This window comes from Aureimonas sp. AU12, assembly GCF_001463705.1.
Classification (GTDB): Bacteria; Pseudomonadota; Alphaproteobacteria; order Rhizobiales; family Rhizobiaceae; genus Aureimonas.
This window is the reverse complement of sequence record NZ_BBWH01000048.1, coordinates 35326-50040: the sequence shown is the minus strand read 5'-3', so window position 1 is coordinate 50040 and position 14715 is coordinate 35326. Positions and strand designations below refer to the sequence as shown.

14 protein-coding genes are annotated in these 14715 nt (G+C 67.1%); 8 read left to right on the top strand and 6 right to left on the bottom strand.

The genetic code is table 11. The features are described 5' to 3' along the window. Positions 1 to 63: 63 nt before the first annotated feature. Positions 64 to 711: an outer membrane protein gene (locus tag AUL33_RS19215; RefSeq protein WP_062212213.1), complete on the bottom strand. Its 648-nt coding sequence runs from the start codon at positions 709 to 711 to the stop codon at positions 64 to 66. A gap of 415 nt (positions 712 to 1126) precedes the next feature. On the opposite strand from AUL33_RS19215, the gene uvrC reads away from it, so the two are divergent. The 4 genes from uvrC (at position 1127) to AUL33_RS19195 (ending at position 4685) form a co-directional block, all read left to right on the top strand. Further along, complete coding sequence (uvrC, locus tag AUL33_RS19210) at positions 1127 to 3187, top strand: excinuclease ABC subunit UvrC (RefSeq protein WP_082652744.1); 2061 nt, start codon at positions 1127 to 1129, stop codon at positions 3185 to 3187. Between the two features lie 146 nt (positions 3188 to 3333). Continuing rightward, the gene (gene pgsA / locus AUL33_RS19205) at positions 3334 to 3915 is read left to right on the top strand and encodes a CDP-diacylglycerol--glycerol-3-phosphate 3-phosphatidyltransferase (protein ID WP_062212207.1); all 582 of its coding nucleotides are present in this window, start codon (positions 3334 to 3336) and stop codon (positions 3913 to 3915) included. A 55-nt stretch (positions 3916 to 3970) separates the two neighbouring features. After that, on the top strand, positions 3971 to 4222 hold the full coding sequence (gene moaD, locus AUL33_RS19200) for a molybdopterin converting factor subunit 1 (RefSeq protein ID WP_062212204.1): 252 nt from the start codon (positions 3971 to 3973) through the stop codon (positions 4220 to 4222). Between the two features lie 4 nt (positions 4223 to 4226). Further along, on the top strand, positions 4227 to 4685 hold the full coding sequence (locus AUL33_RS19195) for a molybdenum cofactor biosynthesis protein MoaE (RefSeq protein WP_062212201.1): 459 nt from the start codon (positions 4227 to 4229) through the stop codon (positions 4683 to 4685). A 168-nt stretch (positions 4686 to 4853) separates the two neighbouring features. Here AUL33_RS19195 and AUL33_RS19190 read toward each other — a convergent pair whose 3' ends face one another. The 3 genes from AUL33_RS19190 to AUL33_RS19180 all read right to left on the bottom strand — a co-directional run bounded on the left by AUL33_RS19190 (position 4854) and on the right by AUL33_RS19180 (position 7097). Then, positions 4854 to 5585, bottom strand: coding sequence for a ParA family protein (locus AUL33_RS19190; protein WP_062212198.1), 732 nt, complete (start codon positions 5583 to 5585; stop codon positions 4854 to 4856). Between the two features lie 293 nt (positions 5586 to 5878). Beyond that, positions 5879 to 6301 carry a nucleoside-diphosphate kinase gene (gene ndk, locus AUL33_RS19185; RefSeq protein ID WP_062212195.1) on the bottom strand — a complete coding sequence of 141 codons (423 nt, stop codon included), beginning with the start codon at positions 6299 to 6301 and terminating at the stop codon, positions 5879 to 5881. Between the two features lie 97 nt (positions 6302 to 6398). Beyond that, on the bottom strand, positions 6399 to 7097 hold the full coding sequence (locus AUL33_RS19180; RefSeq protein WP_062212192.1) for a glutathione S-transferase family protein: 699 nt from the start codon (positions 7095 to 7097) through the stop codon (positions 6399 to 6401). A gap of 205 nt (positions 7098 to 7302) precedes the next feature. Here AUL33_RS19180 and AUL33_RS19175 point away from each other — a divergent pair, with 205 nt between their 5' ends. After that, positions 7303 to 9207 (top strand): ABC-F family ATP-binding cassette domain-containing protein, encoded by a 1905-nt coding sequence (locus tag AUL33_RS19175; protein ID WP_062212189.1) that lies wholly within the window; start codon positions 7303 to 7305, stop codon positions 9205 to 9207. 286 nt (positions 9208 to 9493) lie between these two features. Beyond that, a complete protein-coding gene (locus AUL33_RS19170; RefSeq protein WP_374754452.1) occupies positions 9494 to 10237 on the top strand; it encodes an alpha/beta fold hydrolase in 744 nt (247 codons plus the stop codon). On the opposite strand, the gene AUL33_RS19165 is transcribed toward AUL33_RS19170, so the two are convergent. Both AUL33_RS19165 and AUL33_RS19160 read right to left on the bottom strand, forming a co-directional pair. Then, positions 10188 to 10640 carry a DNA polymerase III subunit chi gene (locus tag AUL33_RS19165; RefSeq protein WP_062212186.1) on the bottom strand — a complete coding sequence of 151 codons (453 nt, stop codon included), beginning with the start codon at positions 10638 to 10640 and terminating at the stop codon, positions 10188 to 10190. The genes AUL33_RS19170 and AUL33_RS19165 overlap by 50 nt on opposite strands. 14 nt (positions 10641 to 10654) lie before the next feature. Continuing rightward, complete coding sequence (locus AUL33_RS19160) at positions 10655 to 12157, bottom strand: leucyl aminopeptidase (protein ID WP_062212183.1); 1503 nt, start codon at positions 12155 to 12157, stop codon at positions 10655 to 10657. A 269-nt stretch (positions 12158 to 12426) separates the two neighbouring features. Here AUL33_RS19160 and AUL33_RS19155 point away from each other — a divergent pair, with 269 nt between their 5' ends. Further along, positions 12427 to 13620 (top strand): LptF/LptG family permease, encoded by a 1194-nt coding sequence (locus tag AUL33_RS19155; protein WP_062212180.1) that lies wholly within the window; start codon positions 12427 to 12429, stop codon positions 13618 to 13620. Beyond that, entirely contained in the window at positions 13617 to 14699 is a 1083-nt protein-coding gene (gene lptG / locus AUL33_RS19150) for an LPS export ABC transporter permease LptG (RefSeq protein ID WP_062212177.1), read from the top strand. The genes AUL33_RS19155 and lptG overlap by 4 nt, the downstream gene beginning before the upstream one ends. The last annotated feature ends 16 nt before the right edge of the window (positions 14700 to 14715 follow it).

Sequence of the window (14715 nt, the reverse complement as noted above, 5' to 3'; positions counted from 1 at the left end):
CGCACAACGACAAACGGCGCCTCAAGGCGCCGTTCTGGTTTCATCGACGGGATAACGGGTAGCTTAGAACTTTAGGGCAAGACCGGCCCGGATCGAGTGTTCGTCGAAGCCCGACGACACCGTGACGTTGCCGAGATCGTAGTCCTTGGCGTCGAAGTCCGAATAGCGATACTCGACGCGCGAGGTGACGCCCGGCGCGACCTTCGCCTCGACGCCGGCGCCGACCGTGTAGCCGACATGGGTGTTGTCGTCCTCGAGACCGCCGAGATGCAGCGTCTGGTTCGAGACCGCGACGCCGCCGGTGGCGAAGAGCAGGATCGGGTCGTATTCGATGCCGACGCGTGCCCGCAGCGAACCGAAGGCGGTTGAGTCGGCCGAGATCGGAACGCCCGTCGCCACGTTGAAGCCGCCCGCATCCACGTCGGAGGCACCGATATCGGCCTCGACGCCGTAGACGAAACGCTCGGTCTGGAGATTGTAGCCGGAATAGACGCCGCCCACGACGCCCTCGCCGCTGAACGAGGCACCGCCGCTCTGGTCGAGATGGGCGAAATTGTAGCCGACGAAGCCGCCGGCATAGGGACCGGACCATGTATAGGTGGATTGCGGAGCCGCGATCGGGGCTTCCGGCAGCACGGCATCGGCCGCGAAGGCGGAGCCCGTCAGCAGCGCGATCGATCCACTCAAGATCAAGGTGCGAAACACCTTCATGATCCAACTCCGTTGAAAAGCGTACGGCTTTTCCAAACTCGACTTCGGGCGAACGACGGCCTGATACCGCTCGTTCCAGCAGGAGCGCTTACGAAATTCACCGCAGTGCGGTTGACATTTGCAAGCCTTGCTACAGCCACAATATGGCGTGCCGCGAGCGTTCCGCCAATTGCAGCGCGGTGACACCTCCCGAATTCTTGCGCCATCGTGAACGACGCCCAGCGCCTTGGATGCGGTGAAGCGCCCTCCTCCCGCCGCGTTTGCCCCTGCAATTGCGGCGACCGAGAATCATATAAGGGGAGCGCGGGTGCCCAGCCTGTTTCGAGCGCCCGGCGAGAAACGGCGCAACCGGCGCCCGCGTTTGCGACGATATCGGGCGCGCGGCCTCCAGCCTCGCCTCCCCAGCGAAGACGACATGACCGACGACCTGACGCCCGACATTGACGAAGACGACGAGGATCTCGACCTGGACGACGGGGCGGAGAGCGAAGCCGCGCCCCTGCCATCGAGCGTGGCGTCGCTCGTCGCCGCCATCGTCTGGGACGACGGCGGGCGCGACGTCGACCAGACGCTGATCGGCGCCGAACTCATCGCGGCCTTCGTGCGGCGCCTGCCGAACAGCCCCGGCGTCTACCGCATGTTCGACGAGGCCAACGAGGTTCTCTACGTCGGCAAGGCGAAGTCGCTGAAGAAGCGCGTCGCCAGCTACACCCGGCTCGTCGGCCACACCAACCGCATCGCCCGCATGATCCGCGCGACGCGGCACATGGAGTTCGTCACCACCCGCACCGAGACCGAGGCGCTTCTCCTCGAGGCCAACCTGATCAAGCGGCTGCGGCCGCGCTTCAACGTCCTGATGCGCGACGACAAGTCCTTTCCGTACATCCTCGTCTCCGAGGATCATGCCGCGCCAGCGATCTTCAAGCATCGCGGCGCGCGCTCGCGAAAGGGCAGCTATTTCGGCCCCTTCGCCTCGGGCGGCGCGGTGGGGCGCACCGTCAACTCGCTGCAGCGCGCCTTCCTGCTGCGCACCTGCACTGACAGCGTCTACGAGACCCGGTCCCGGCCCTGCCTGCTCTTCCAGATCAAGCGCTGCTCCGGCCCCTGCACCGGCGAGATCTCGACCGACGACTACCGGGAGCTCGTGAACGAGGCGAAGGGCTTCCTGTCGGGCCGCTCGGGCGAGGTGAAGCGCTCGATCGCCGGCGCGATGCAGGAGGCGTCGGAGGAGCTCGACTTCGAGCGGGCGGCCGTCTACCGCGACCGCCTGTCGGCGCTGTCCCATATCCAGAGCCACCAGGGCATCAATCCGCACGGGGTGGAGGAGGCCGACGTCTTCGCCATCCATCAGGAAGGCGGTCTCACCTGCATCCAGGTGTTCTTCTTCCGCACCGGCCAGAACTGGGGCAACCGCGCCTACTTCCCGAAGGCCGACCCCTCGCTGGAGCCCGGCGAGGTGCTGGGCGCCTTCATCGCGCAGTTCTACGACGACAAGCCGACCGCCTCGCTCGTGCTTCTGCCCGTCGAGGTCGAGGATGCCGCGCTGCTCGCCGACGCCTTGAGCACCCGCGCCGGCCGCCGGGTGGAGATCGCCGTGCCCAAGCGCGGCGAAAAGAAGGATCTCGTCGACCACGCCTCCTCCAACGCCCGCGAGGCGCTCGGCCGACGGCTGGCGGAAACCTCGTCGCAGGCGCGGCTTCTGGCCGGCCTCAAGGAGACCTTCGCACTGGATCAGGTGCCGCGCCGCATCGAAGTCTACGACAACTCCCACATCATGGGCACCAACGCGGTCGGCGCGATGATCGTCGCGGGACCGCAGGGTTTCGCCAAGAACCAGTATCGCAAGTTCAATATTCGCGGCACCGACATCACGCCGGGCGACGATTTCGGCATGATGCGCGAGGTGATGACGCGCCGCTTCTCGCGCCTGATGAAGGAGCACGGCGAGGACGGCCCCGCGCCGGCCGCGCCCGCGCCCGACCCGGAGACGCCCGAGACCAATGATTCCGCGGATATGCCGGCCTGGCCCGATCTCGTCCTCGTCGACGGCGGCAAGGGACAGATCTCGGCGGTGCGCAAGATCCTCGAGGAGCTCGGCATCGCCGACAAGGTAACCACGATCGGTGTCGCCAAGGGTGTCGACCGCGATGCCGGCCGCGAGCGCTTCATCGTCGAGGGCCGCGAGCCGTTCACGCTGCCGCCGCGCGACCCCGTCCTCTATTTCGTCCAGCGCCTGCGCGACGAAGCCCATCGCTTCGCCATCGGCACCCACCGCGCCAAGCGCAAGAAGGAGCTGACGAAGAACCCGCTCGACGAGATCGGCGGCATCGGCCCGACCCGCAAGCGGGCGCTGCTCCACCATTTCGGTACCGCCAAGGCGGTGTCGCGCGCCGCCTTCGACGACCTCCTCAAAGTCGAGGGCATCTCGGCCGCGATCGCCAAGATCGTCTACGATCATTTCCACGAGCGCCAGTGAACGCCGCGTCGCGGTGCGATCTCGGCTTGTTCCCGACGGGAATCGCCCGCGCGATGTTGACGCGGCGGCGACCGCAGGATTGAACAGGCGATCAGCACACCGACCGCCGCCGACCCCGCCGACGCTCCCCGAACCGGACTGACCTGATGGCCTCCAAGGCGCTGAACCTTCCCAACCTCCTGACCTATGCGCGGATCGCCGCCGTGCCCCTCGTGGTGGTGTGCTTCTTCGTCGAAGGCCGGCTGCACGGGTCGGAAACCGCCCGCTGGTGGGCGCTCGGCATCTTCGTGGTGGCCTCGCTCACCGACTGGCTCGACGGCTATCTCGCCCGCGCCTGGCAGCAGACATCGACGATCGGACGCATGCTCGATCCCATCGCCGACAAGCTCCTCGTCGCCGCCGCCTTGCTGCTGCTTGCGGCCGACGGCACGATCGCCGGCTGGTCGACCTGGGCGGCGATCGTGATTCTCTGCCGCGAAATCCTCGTCTCCGGCCTTCGCGAGTATCTGGCCGAACTCAAGGTCTCCGTCCCCGTCACCCGGCTCGCCAAATGGAAGACCGCGACGCAGATGGTGGCGATCGGCTTTCTGCTCGCGGGCCCTGCCGGCGATCTGGTCGTGCCCTTCGTGACGAAGACCGGCATCACCCTTCTGTGGATCGCCGCGCTCATCACGCTTTACACCGGCTACGATTACTTCCGCGCCGGACTGCGCCATATCGACGTCTGAGCGCCGCACCACGATCCCGCGTGGCCGCCGGCCGGTCTCGAAGGAGGATCGGGCAATGAAGATCGTCTATTTCGCCTGGGTGCGCGAACGCGTCGGGTTCGATTCCGAAGAGGTCGCCCTCCCCGCCGGCGTCGTCACCGTCACCGATCTGCTGCTCTGGCTGAAGGGCCGGGGCGAGAACTACGCGGCGGCGCTCCAGGCGCCCGAGATCGTCCGCGTCGCGCTCGACCAGGAGCATACCGAACATTCCGAGCCGCTCGGCGACTGCCGCGAGGTGGCGATCTTCCCGCCGATGACCGGCGGCTGAGGGCGTGGTTCCCTCGATTTCCGTTCAGGCCGAGCGCATCGACATCGCCGCCGAGACCGCGAACGCCGCCCCGGACGGATCGGCCGGCGCCGTCGTCACCTTCGCCGGCTACTGCCGCGACGAGGGCGGACGCCTCGCCGCGCTCGAACTCGAACACTATCCGGGCATGGCCGAGCGCGAGATCGAACGGATCGCCTTCGAGGCCGCCGCGCGCTGGCCGTTGATGGCGCTGCGCTGCATCCACCGGTTCGGCAAGGTGCGCCCAGGCGAGGAGATCGTCTTCGTCGCCTGCGCCTCGGCCCACCGCACCGCAGCCTTCGAGGCCGCGGCTTTCGTCATGGACTTCATGAAGACGAAGGCGCCCTTCTGGAAGCGCGAACATCTGGTGGACGGAACGGTCGGCGCCTGGGTCGAGGCCAAGGACACGGACGACCACGCCGCCGACCGCTGGCACAAGGTCTAGAACGTCGGTTCCAATGCGAACCGGCCGCGGGTGGCGGCATCCTTCCTTCCCGAGACATTCAGGGCGGGACGGCTGCAGGCGCGAGAGTGGTCAGCTTGCCGACGCAGCGGGTCGCCAGCACCGAACCGGCCGTCTCTCGTTCAACGAGACCAGCGACAGATCCCGAACTCAGGCGGTCTGCAGCATGTCGCCTGCCGGCACCGAAAGATGCCGCGAGACGGCGACGAGGGCATCGGCGAGCGGAGGCTCGGCGTTGCGCACCGGGCGTCTGAGCCCGAACATCTCGAGTTCGAGGAGAAGATGCTCGGCATCCCGGCGCGCCTTGTCGAGCCCGGGAACCGCGTCCGGCGACAGCGTGTGGACGGTGCCACCGAGCAGGAAGGGCGCCTCGAAGGCAGCGCGAAGACCCAGCCCGGCCGGCAGGCGATAGGTACGGCGCGCCGTCAATTCGCGTTCGACGGTTCGGGCGATCCGGCTCGGAATGGGCGTGACGGCCGAGGCCACGAAGACCCGGCGCGAAGCCTCGGCGTCGAGCAGCCGATCGGTGTCGACGGCGGCGGCCACCGACAGCGGCGAGAATCGGACGGGGATGACGACGAGGCTGGCAAGCGCCGCCGCACGGCGCAGGCGATCGCGCTTGAACCCGGCATCGATGATCACCAGACGCCGCCGCCGGGCACCCTCGCGAACGACGTCCTCGAGTTGATCCGACGTCTGGAGGCGAGCCACCTCGATCTCGGCCGGACACCCCTCGCGACGCGACCATCGCGTGAGATCCGGGGCGCGGGCGGCATCCACCAGCAGCACCGGGCAACCCGCATAAGCCAGGGCGCTCGCGATCGTCAGAGCCAGCGTGGTGGTTCCGCCGCTCTTCAACGATCCGATGGAGATCACAGGCATATCGATGCGGTTCCTATCCTGGCAGGCCGGCGACAGGTCATGAGCAACCGACCCACCGCCGCGCGGCGAGGTGCCGGCGAGAGATCGGTGGCCTTCGTCGACGACGTTCGGGTGATCGAGACCCCAGCATTCATACAGGTGTCATATATCGCGGCAAGCCTTGTCGGCGGCACGGCGCCCGCCGCGTCGGCTTCGCGAAAGGCGGCTCTGCCCCGCCCCCGCCAACGGCTCCCCCACAAACGAAAACGGCGGCCCGAAGGCCGCCGCATCGTGGTCGGCGATGATGCAGGATGTCAGCCGACGATCTCGGTCTGCGAGAACCAGTAGGCGATCTCTTCGGCTGCGGTTTCCGTGGCGTCGGAGCCGTGGACCGAGTTCTCGCCGATCGAAAGGGCATGGACCTTGCGGATCGTGCCGTCGGCGGCCTGCGTCGGGTTGGTGGCGCCCATCAGCTCGCGGTTGCGGGCGATGGCGTTCTCGCCTTCGAGCACCTGCACCACGGTTGGGCCGGCCGACATGCCCTCGACCAGCTCGCCGAAGAACGGGCGATCCTTGTGCACGGCATAGAAGCCTTCCGCATCGCGGCGGCTCATCCAGACGCGCTTGGAAGCGACGACGCGCAGGCCACCCTCTTCCAGCATCTTGATGATCGCGCCGGTCAGGTTGCGACGGGTCGCATCGGGCTTGATCATAGAGAAGGTGCGTTCGATCGCCATAGGCTCTGTTCCTTGAATGAATCGAGATCGGGTTGAAAGGAGGTGGGCGCTCTATAGCGGCGCCCTTCCCCGGCAGCAAGCCGGCCCGCGCGGGCGATCAACCGGCGGCGGCGCGAACAGAACGCCCGAGGCCGTCGTGCAGGTCGAGACACCGCTCGAACCATTCGTGGATGGGATCGCCCGTGTCGAGAAGCGCGAAATCCGACACGACGCGATGCCATTGGAACGCGCCGAACACGATGTAGTCGGCGAACATCGGCGCGTCGCCGGCCAGGAAAGGCTGGCGTGCGAGCGTCGCTCGCAGCGGCTCGAGCGTCTTCGAGAAGGCGGCCAGCGCTTCGGGCGAGCGCCCGTCCTGCACCGTCTCGATCGGCCGACCGAACCGGCTTTCGCGGCTCTCCCGAAAGAAGCGCTGGTTCTCCTCGTCGAGCAGGGCATGGATGTCGAGGATGGCGACCGAGACGATGTACGGGTGGATCGTGCGCTGCGACCAGCTCTCGACGAAGCGGGCCAGCCCCCGCCCGCCCGGCTCGCCGAACAGAGCGGGACGCTCGGGGTAGCGTTCGTCGAGATATTCGGCGATGGCGAAACTGTCCTGCACCACCGTCTCGCCATCGCGGATCACCGGCACCGTCCGATCGGTGCCGTTTTCCACATTGCGCACCTGCGTGAAACGCACCGGCAGCACCTCGGCCTCCAGCCCCTTGTGGGCCAGCGCCATGCGCACCTTCCAGCAATGCGGCGAGAACGGCCGGCTCGCATCGCGGCCGACGAGATCGTAAAGCGCTATGGTCATCGGGATGGTCCTCGGGGGTGGTTCTGGGGTCGTGACGCCGTACCCGCGCCCGCCGTCTCGTGCGCGCCGTCCATCCATTCGTCCCGCGGCTCGCAGATGATGCGGACGGACGCTTCGCTCTCTTGCGATGCCGATTTATAACGACGGCACCACTTGATTTCCAAGACCACTTTCGTTGCGCGCTCGCACGTGCGAAAAGGCCGCCATGCTTCAGATCAACGACTTGTCCGCACGCGTCGCGGGACGCCTCCTCATCGACCATGCGACGCTGTCGATCCCCACGGGGACGAAGGCTGGGCTCGTGGGTCGCAACGGGGCGGGCAAGTCGACGCTGTTCCGGGTGATCACCGGCGACCTCGCCTCCGAGACGGGCAACGTTTCCTATCCGAAGACCACCCGGATCGGACAGGTGGCGCAGGAGGCGCCGGGTACCGAGCATTCGCTGCTCGAGATCGTGCTGCAGGCCGACGAGGAGCGCGTGGCGCTGCTGGCCGAAGCCGAGACGGCCAAGGATCCGGCGCGCATCTCCGATATCCACATGCGGCTCGCCGACATCGAGAGCCATTCGGCGGAGGCGCGCGCCGCCGCCATCCTCGATGGCCTCGGCTTCGACGCAGCCGCGCAGGCGCGTTCGGTCGCCTCGTTTTCGGGCGGCTGGCGCATGCGCGTGGCGCTCGCGGCCGTGCTCTTCTCGCGGCCGGACCTCCTCCTCCTCGACGAGCCCACCAACTATCTCGATCTCGAAGGCACGCTCTGGCTGGAGAATTTCGTCTCCCGCTACCCCTATACCGTGCTCATCATCAGCCACGACCGCGACGTCCTGAACAACGCGGTCAATGCCATCATCCATCTCGACCAGAAGAAGCTCGTCTTCTATCGCGGCTCCTATGACAGCTTCGAGCGCCAGCGTGCCGAGAAGATGGAGCTGCTGCAGAAGTCGATCGTCAAGCAGACCGCCGAGCGCAAGCACATGGAGGCCTTCGTCGAGCGCTTCCGCGCCAAGGCCTCGAAGGCCCGGCAGGCCCAGTCGCGCCTCAAGGCGCTGGAGCGGATGCAGCCGATCCAGTCGATCGTCGAGGAGAATGTCACGCCCTTCGTTTTCCCGACGCCCGAGAAGGTGCTGGCCTCGCCGATCATCCGCATGGAAAACGTCTCGGTCGGCTATTCGGCCGAGCGCTCGATCCTGCGCGGGCTGAACCTGCGCATCGACGCCGACGACCGCATTGCGCTGCTCGGCGCCAACGGCAACGGCAAGTCGACCTTCGCCAAGCTTCTCGCCGAGCGTCTGAAGGAGCAGGCGGGCACGATCACCCGTGCCCCCGGCCTGAAGATCGCGATGTTCGCGCAGCACCAGATCGACGACCTGCGCCCCAATGAGACGTCCGTGCAGCATGTGCGCCGCTTCATGCCGGATGCGCCGGAGTCTCGCGTGCGCTCGCGCGTCGCGCAGATGGGCCTGCCGACGCAGAAGATGGACACGGTCGCCGATAGCCTGTCGGGCGGCGAGAAGGCGCGCCTTCTGATGGGCCTCGCGACGATCGACGCGCCGAACGTCCTGATCCTCGACGAGCCGACGAACCATCTGGACATCGAAGCGCGCGAAAGCCTCGTGCGCGCGCTGAACGACTATCCCGGCGCCGTCATCCTGATCAGCCACGATCGCCACATGGTCGAGGCGACGATGGACCGGCTGTGGATCGTCGGCGACGGCACGGTTTCACGCTACGACGGCGATCTCGAGGACTACAAGAAGCTGATCCTCTCCGGCGCGCGCGCCGGCGGCGGCAACCAGGGCGAGTCCGTGTCGGTGGTCGAGATGGCGCCGGTGCTCTCGAAGGTCGATCAGCGCCGCGTCGCGGCCGAGCGGCGCGAGGCGCTCAAGCCGCTGAAGAAGAAGATCTCCGGGCTGGAGATCCAGATCACGCGGCTGCAGAAGACCATCGCCGATTTCGACGAGAAGCTGAACGATCCCGCGCTTTACACCAAGGAGCCGGCCAAGGCCGCGGACTTCGCCAAGCAGAAGGCCAATGCCGAGAAGACCCTAGCCAAGGCCGAAGGCGAATGGCTCGACTTCACAACCGAGCACGACGAGGCGATGGCGGCCGAGTGAGGCTGTCCGCCTCTTGCTGCATGTGAGGTTGCTGAAAGTTTAAGGGAGAAGCGCCGTTGGCCTGATTGCGGGCAGCGGGGCGCGGAACTAGTCTTGGCCGTCGGCTGTTCATCCCTCGCGTTCTCGTGATGGAACGGCCGAACAGGAGGTCGTGATGTTTCGCCCTGCCGCACGACTGGCCCTTGCCGCCTTCGTCCTCGTCGGATCGACGAACCGTGACGTCTCCGCTTTCGCGTCCGCCCCCGAGCCGACCCAGGTCGGTTTTGCCGACGTCAACGACATCCGCATGTTCTTCCGGGTCTACGGGCACGGCTCGCCGGTCCTGATGATCCACGGCGGCCTGTCGGACTCGCGGGTCTGGCGCGCGCAGCTCGATGCTCTGTCGGCCGATCATCAGGTGATCCTCGCCGACAGCCGTGGCCAAGGCCGGTCCACCCGCAGCGAAGTGCCCATCACCTACGACCTGATGGCTGACGACTACTTGAAACTCCTGGATACGCTGGGGATCGAGCAGACGGCGCTCGTGGGTTGGAGCGACGGCGGGATCATCGGTCTCGATATCGCGATCCACCATCCCGAACGCCTGTCGCGTTTGTTCGTGCAGGCGGCGAACGCTTCGCCGGACGGGGTGAAGCACTACGATGCGGCGACGGCGATCGTGCCGGAGATGCGCCACTACGACGATGTGGCCGACGAGATCCACGCGCTCTGGGCCAACGAGCCGAACTTCTCGGCCGAGGATCTTGCTTCGATCGGCGTGCCCACGGAGATCGTGATCGGCGAGCACGATGAGGCGATCAGCCGTCGCCACACCGAATACATGGCGGCGACGATCCCGAGCGCGAAGCTCGTGATCCTGCCCGACGTCGGCCATTCCGCGCCCGTCGAAGACCCGGAAGGCTATGCGGCGGCGGTCCTGGCCTTCCTCGGCGACGGCGACGGCAGCGCCATGGCCTCCGTCGAGCCGGACGAGGCCGGGCTCAAGCCTTCTTCTGCCAGCGCCGGTCTTCCGTCTGCTGCCAATAGGTGACCTCGTGGCCGGCGGCCTTCTCGACCGTCCAACGCTTGCGCGCCGACGCGAGCTGTTCGCCGTCGTGTCCGTCGAAGAGGTAGACCCCGCGCACGTAACCCTCCAGCGTTGCGGGCACCGCCCCCTCCACGAGAAAACGGACCTGCGGATCGTTCGCCCGCTGCTCGGGATCGACGGTCAGGAGGATCGGCTGCATCGCGCCGGTCCCGTCGCCGTCGGATCCATGCGGCAGGAAGGCATCGTCGCGATAGACCCAGAGATGCTGGTCGAGCGCGTCGCGGCGCTCTTCCGTGCGCGCCTGGACGACGACGCGCCAGCCGCGCGCGAGCGAGCGCTCGAGGAGGTCGGGCAGCGCCTCCTCGAGCCGGCTTTCCGTCAGGTGGTAGAACAGAACCTCGGCCATCCCGACGGCGGCGATCAGCCGGCTTCGTAGTGATCGGCGACGAGCCGGTTGAGCAGGCGCACGCCGTAGCCCGAGGCCCAGGACTGGTTGTACTCGTTGGCGGGCGATCCCATCGCCGTTCCCGCCACGTCGAGATGCGCCCAAGGCACGTCGTTGACGAAGCGCTGCAGGAACTGCGCGGCGGTGATGGAGCCGGCCGCGCGACCGTTGCCGACATTCTTGATGTCGGCGAACTTGCCCTCGATCATCTTGTCGTAGGCAGCCCCGAGCGGCATCCGCCAGACCTTCTCGCCGGTGGCGAGACCCGCCGCGTGCAGGCGTGCCGAGAGTTCGTCGTTGTTGGAGAAGAGGCCCGCGTGCTCGCTCCCGAGCGCCACGATGATGGCGCCGGTCAGCGTCGCGAGATTGACCATGAACTGCGGCTTGAAGCGCTCCTGCGTGTACCAGAGCGCGTCGGCGAGGACGAGGCGCCCTTCCGCGTCGGTGTTCAGCACCTCGATCGTCGTGCCCGACATGGCGGTGACGATGTCGCCGGGGCGCTGGGCCAGCCCGTCCACGGAATTTTCGACGAGTCCGACGACGCCGATCGCGTTCACCTTGGCAGACCGGCGGGCGAGCGTCGCCATCAGGCCAACCACGGCGGCCGAGCCGCCCATGTCGCCCTTCATGTCCTCCATGCCGGCGGCCGGCTTGATCGAGACGCCGCCGGTGTCGAAGACGACGCCCTTGCCGACGAAGGCGATCGGCGCGTCACCCTCGGTGCCGCCGTTCCAGCGCATGATGCAGAGACGCGGCGGCATCGGCGAGCCTTGCGCGACGCCGAGCAGCGCCAGCATCTTCAACTCTCGCATCTTCGCCTCGTCGAGGATCTCGATCTCGAGCCCGAGGTCTGCGAGCGCCGCGATGCGGTCGGCATAGTCAGTGGTGGTCAGGACGTTCGTCGGCTCGTTGACGAGATCGCGCGCCATCGCGACACCCTCGGCCACGGCCTCGGACGCGGCGAAAGCGGCTCGCGCCGCATCGGGATCGGCGGTCGCCAGCGTCACGGTCATCGCCGTTTCGCTCTGCTCCTCCTCCTCGCCGGGCTTGGCCTTCTTCGTCTTGTAGCGATCGAACTTGTAGGCGCGCAGCAGCAGGCCGAGACCGATCGTCGCGACATCGGTGGCGGAGGCGGACGCCGCCGCCCCTTCGGTCCAGACGCAGACCGTCTCGGCGCCCTTGAGCTTGGAGAAGATCGTTCCGCCGAGCTTCAGCCAGTCCTCCTCCCCGAAGGCGCCCTCCCCCTTGGTGCCGACCACGACGATGCGGTCGAAGGGCGAGCCCGCCGGCGCCATGCTTTCCACGACGGACAGGCTGCGTCCCTTGAACTTGGCCACCGTGAGCACCTTCTGCAGCGGGCCTGCCGCGTCGGCGGGCACCGATGCGGGCAGCGCTCCGCCGTCGCCGGCAAGCAAGACGAGGACACCCGAGCCCGGCATGTCGAGCGACGAAAACTGAATGGTCGGCTTGGCGGACATGTCGTCTCCGGTGCGGTCAGCGAATGCGAAAGGCCGTTTGCGTTGCGTCACGCGAAGGTGCGCGGCAGCGCGGCCACGGTGCTCATACTGTGTGTCGGCGCGCCCAATGCAAGGGTGGCCTCGCCGTTTAGAAACAGTTAACCATCCCTGTTCGCCCTTCTTTAGCCAAGCTGGGTCACCCTAGTCGGGCCAGACGTGTTGCGCCCCGGCGTATGCCACGCTGCGCCGGATGCCGGCGGCCGGAACAGGATTGCCGAGACGACCATCGGATGAAACTCATCGAACGCTACATCTTCAAACGGGCCTTGGCGTTCAGCGCCGGCTCGCTTGCGGCGCTCGTCCTGATCGTCTGGATCGTTCAGGTCCTGCAGCGGCTGGACATCGTGCGCACCAGCGCGACGGCCGCCGGCAACATCCTGTGGATCGCGCTGATGCTGATGCCCGATCTCGCGGCCGGCGTCCTGCCCTTCGCGATCCTCATCGGCTCGATCCAGGCGCTGAACTCGCTCAATGCCGATTCGGAGCGCGCGGTGATCGCGGCGGCCGGCGGCTCGCGCAAGGTCATCGCCAAGCCGATCCTCATTCTCGGCTTCATCGGCGCGGCCATCGTCCTGTTCAATTCCAACGTCGTCGGTCCCGCCGCCTCGAGCGCCTTCCAGAACGGCATTCGCGCCATCAATGCCGACGCCATCAGCCTCTTCCTGCGTCCCGGCCGTTTCGAGCGGGTGCAGGACGGTCTGGTGATGAGCATCGACGAGGCGCGCGGTCCCAACGTGCGCGGCCTCTTCCTGTCGGATACGCGCGATCCCGCCCTCGACCTCACCTATTTCGCGCGCGAGGCGACCATCATCGAACGCGAGGGCCAATCCTATCTCGTGCTCGACGACGGCCAGCTCCATCGCAAGACGGTCGCCGACGGGGCGGTGTCGATCATCGAGTTCCAGACCTACGCCTTCGACCTCGCCAACCTGCGCCCGGTCGAAACCGGCGACTGGATCCGCATGTCGGAGCGCTCGACGCGCGACCTCCTGAACCCCGATCCCAACGACCGGGTGTTCCAGCTTCATCCCAACCAGTTTGCCGAAGAGCTGGCGCAGCGCCGCACCGACTGGCTCTACACGCTCGCCTTCACGCTCTGGGCGCTGATCATTGCCGGGCATCCCCGCACCAACCGGCAGGGCCCCGGCCCCGCCATGGGCGTCGGCCTGGCCGGCGCGCTGGCGCTCAAGGCCCTCGGCTTCGTCTCGCTGTCGCTCGTCAGCGGCGACGTGCGCTACGTCTGGGTGGTCTATTCCCTGCCGGTCGCCGCGATCCTCTTCGATCTCTGGCTGGTCTGGCGCAACGTCAACGTCACCGAGTTGAAGCTGGTCCGGATGATCTCGGCCGGCCTTTACACTCTGTCGGTGCGGATCATGCGCATGCTGCCCACCGCGGCCTTCGAAGGCAGGACGCCCGGCGCATGAGCAGGCGCACTCTCAATCTTTATTTCCTGCGCCGCTTCCTCGTCAGCTTCGGCTCGACGCTGGTCGCCGTCTTTGCGCTGACCTACCTGATCGACATGATCGAGGTGAGCCGCCGGGGATCGGGGTCCGACGTCTCCTTCGCCACGATCGCCACCATCTCGGCGCTGCGAGTGCCCGCCTTCATCGAGCAGGCCTTCCCCTTCATCATCCTCTTCTCGTCCATCTTCACGCTCGTCTCCCTGAACCGAAAGATGGAGCTGGTGGTGGCGCGCGCCTCGGGTGTCTCGGTCTGGCAGATGCTGGCGCCGTTCATCGTCGGCTCGCTGCTGCTTGGCGTCGGCTCGGTGGCCCTCTACAACCCTCTCGCAGCCTATGCGCAGGGCCAGTCGGCCCGGCTGGAGACGATGACCGGCGGCGTCACCTCGTCGGGCAACGGCGACCGCGCGCCCTGGCTGCGCCAGAACGGCGACGGCACCGAATCGATCATCGGCGCCAAGGCCGTCTCGGCGGGCGGCGCAGAGCTTGGCGGCGTCACCGCTTTCATTCTCAGCGGCGAGGGAATCGTCGAGGAGCGCATCGACGCGGCGCGGGCCCGACTGGGCGACGGCGCCTGGATCATCGAGGATCCGACCGTCACGCGGATCGGTTTTCCACCGGTGAAGGAGACGCAGATCCGCCTGCCGACGACGCTGCTTCCCGAGTATGTCGAGCAGCGTCTGGCCGACCCGGAGGCGATTTCCATCTGGGAGCTCGGCGGCAAGATCGAGATCGCGCGCAGCCTGGGCTACAACGCCGAGGCCTTCGCCATGCGCTTCCACGCGCTTCTGGCGCGTCCCGCGCTCTTCGTCGCCATGTCGCTCGTGGCCGCAACCGTGGCGGTTCGCTACACCCGTATCGGCCAATCCGGCCGAATGATCGTCGGTGGCGTCGCCGCCGGCTTCGTGCTTTACGTCATCACGTTCCTGGCTCAGGCGCTGGGAAGCAATTCCGTGATTCCGCCCATCGTTGCGGCGTGGTTTCCGGTCGTGGCGGCAGGTTTGTTCGGGGTGACGATCCTGCTCCATCAAGAGGATGGTTAGAATGACAGCGAGGGGG

Coding starts and splice junctions, on each gene's coding strand:
- ndk (WP_062212195.1), bottom strand. CDS start 6,301: ATGGCGATCGAACGCACCTTCTCTATGATCAAGCCCGATGCGACCCGT.
- lptG (WP_062212177.1), top strand. CDS start 13,617: ATGAGCAGGCGCACTCTCAATCTTTATTTCCTGCGCCGCTTCCTCGTC.
- AUL33_RS19215 (WP_062212213.1), bottom strand. CDS start 711: ATGAAGGTGTTTCGCACCTTGATCTTGAGTGGATCGATCGCGCTGCTG.
- AUL33_RS19165 (WP_062212186.1), bottom strand. CDS start 10,640: ATGGCCGAGGTTCTGTTCTACCACCTGACGGAAAGCCGGCTCGAGGAG.
- moaD (WP_062212204.1), top strand. CDS start 3,971: ATGAAGATCGTCTATTTCGCCTGGGTGCGCGAACGCGTCGGGTTCGAT.
- AUL33_RS19160 (WP_062212183.1), bottom strand. CDS start 12,157: ATGTCCGCCAAGCCGACCATTCAGTTTTCGTCGCTCGACATGCCGGGC.
- AUL33_RS19170 (WP_374754452.1), top strand. CDS start 9,494: ATGTTCTTCCGGGTCTACGGGCACGGCTCGCCGGTCCTGATGATCCAC.
- AUL33_RS19190 (WP_062212198.1), bottom strand. CDS start 5,585: ATGCCTGTGATCTCCATCGGATCGTTGAAGAGCGGCGGAACCACCACG.
- AUL33_RS19155 (WP_062212180.1), top strand. CDS start 12,427: ATGAAACTCATCGAACGCTACATCTTCAAACGGGCCTTGGCGTTCAGC.
- AUL33_RS19175 (WP_062212189.1), top strand. CDS start 7,303: ATGCTTCAGATCAACGACTTGTCCGCACGCGTCGCGGGACGCCTCCTC.
- pgsA (WP_062212207.1), top strand. CDS start 3,334: ATGGCCTCCAAGGCGCTGAACCTTCCCAACCTCCTGACCTATGCGCGG.
- AUL33_RS19180 (WP_062212192.1), bottom strand. CDS start 7,097: ATGACCATAGCGCTTTACGATCTCGTCGGCCGCGATGCGAGCCGGCCG.
- uvrC (WP_082652744.1), top strand. CDS start 1,127: ATGACCGACGACCTGACGCCCGACATTGACGAAGACGACGAGGATCTC.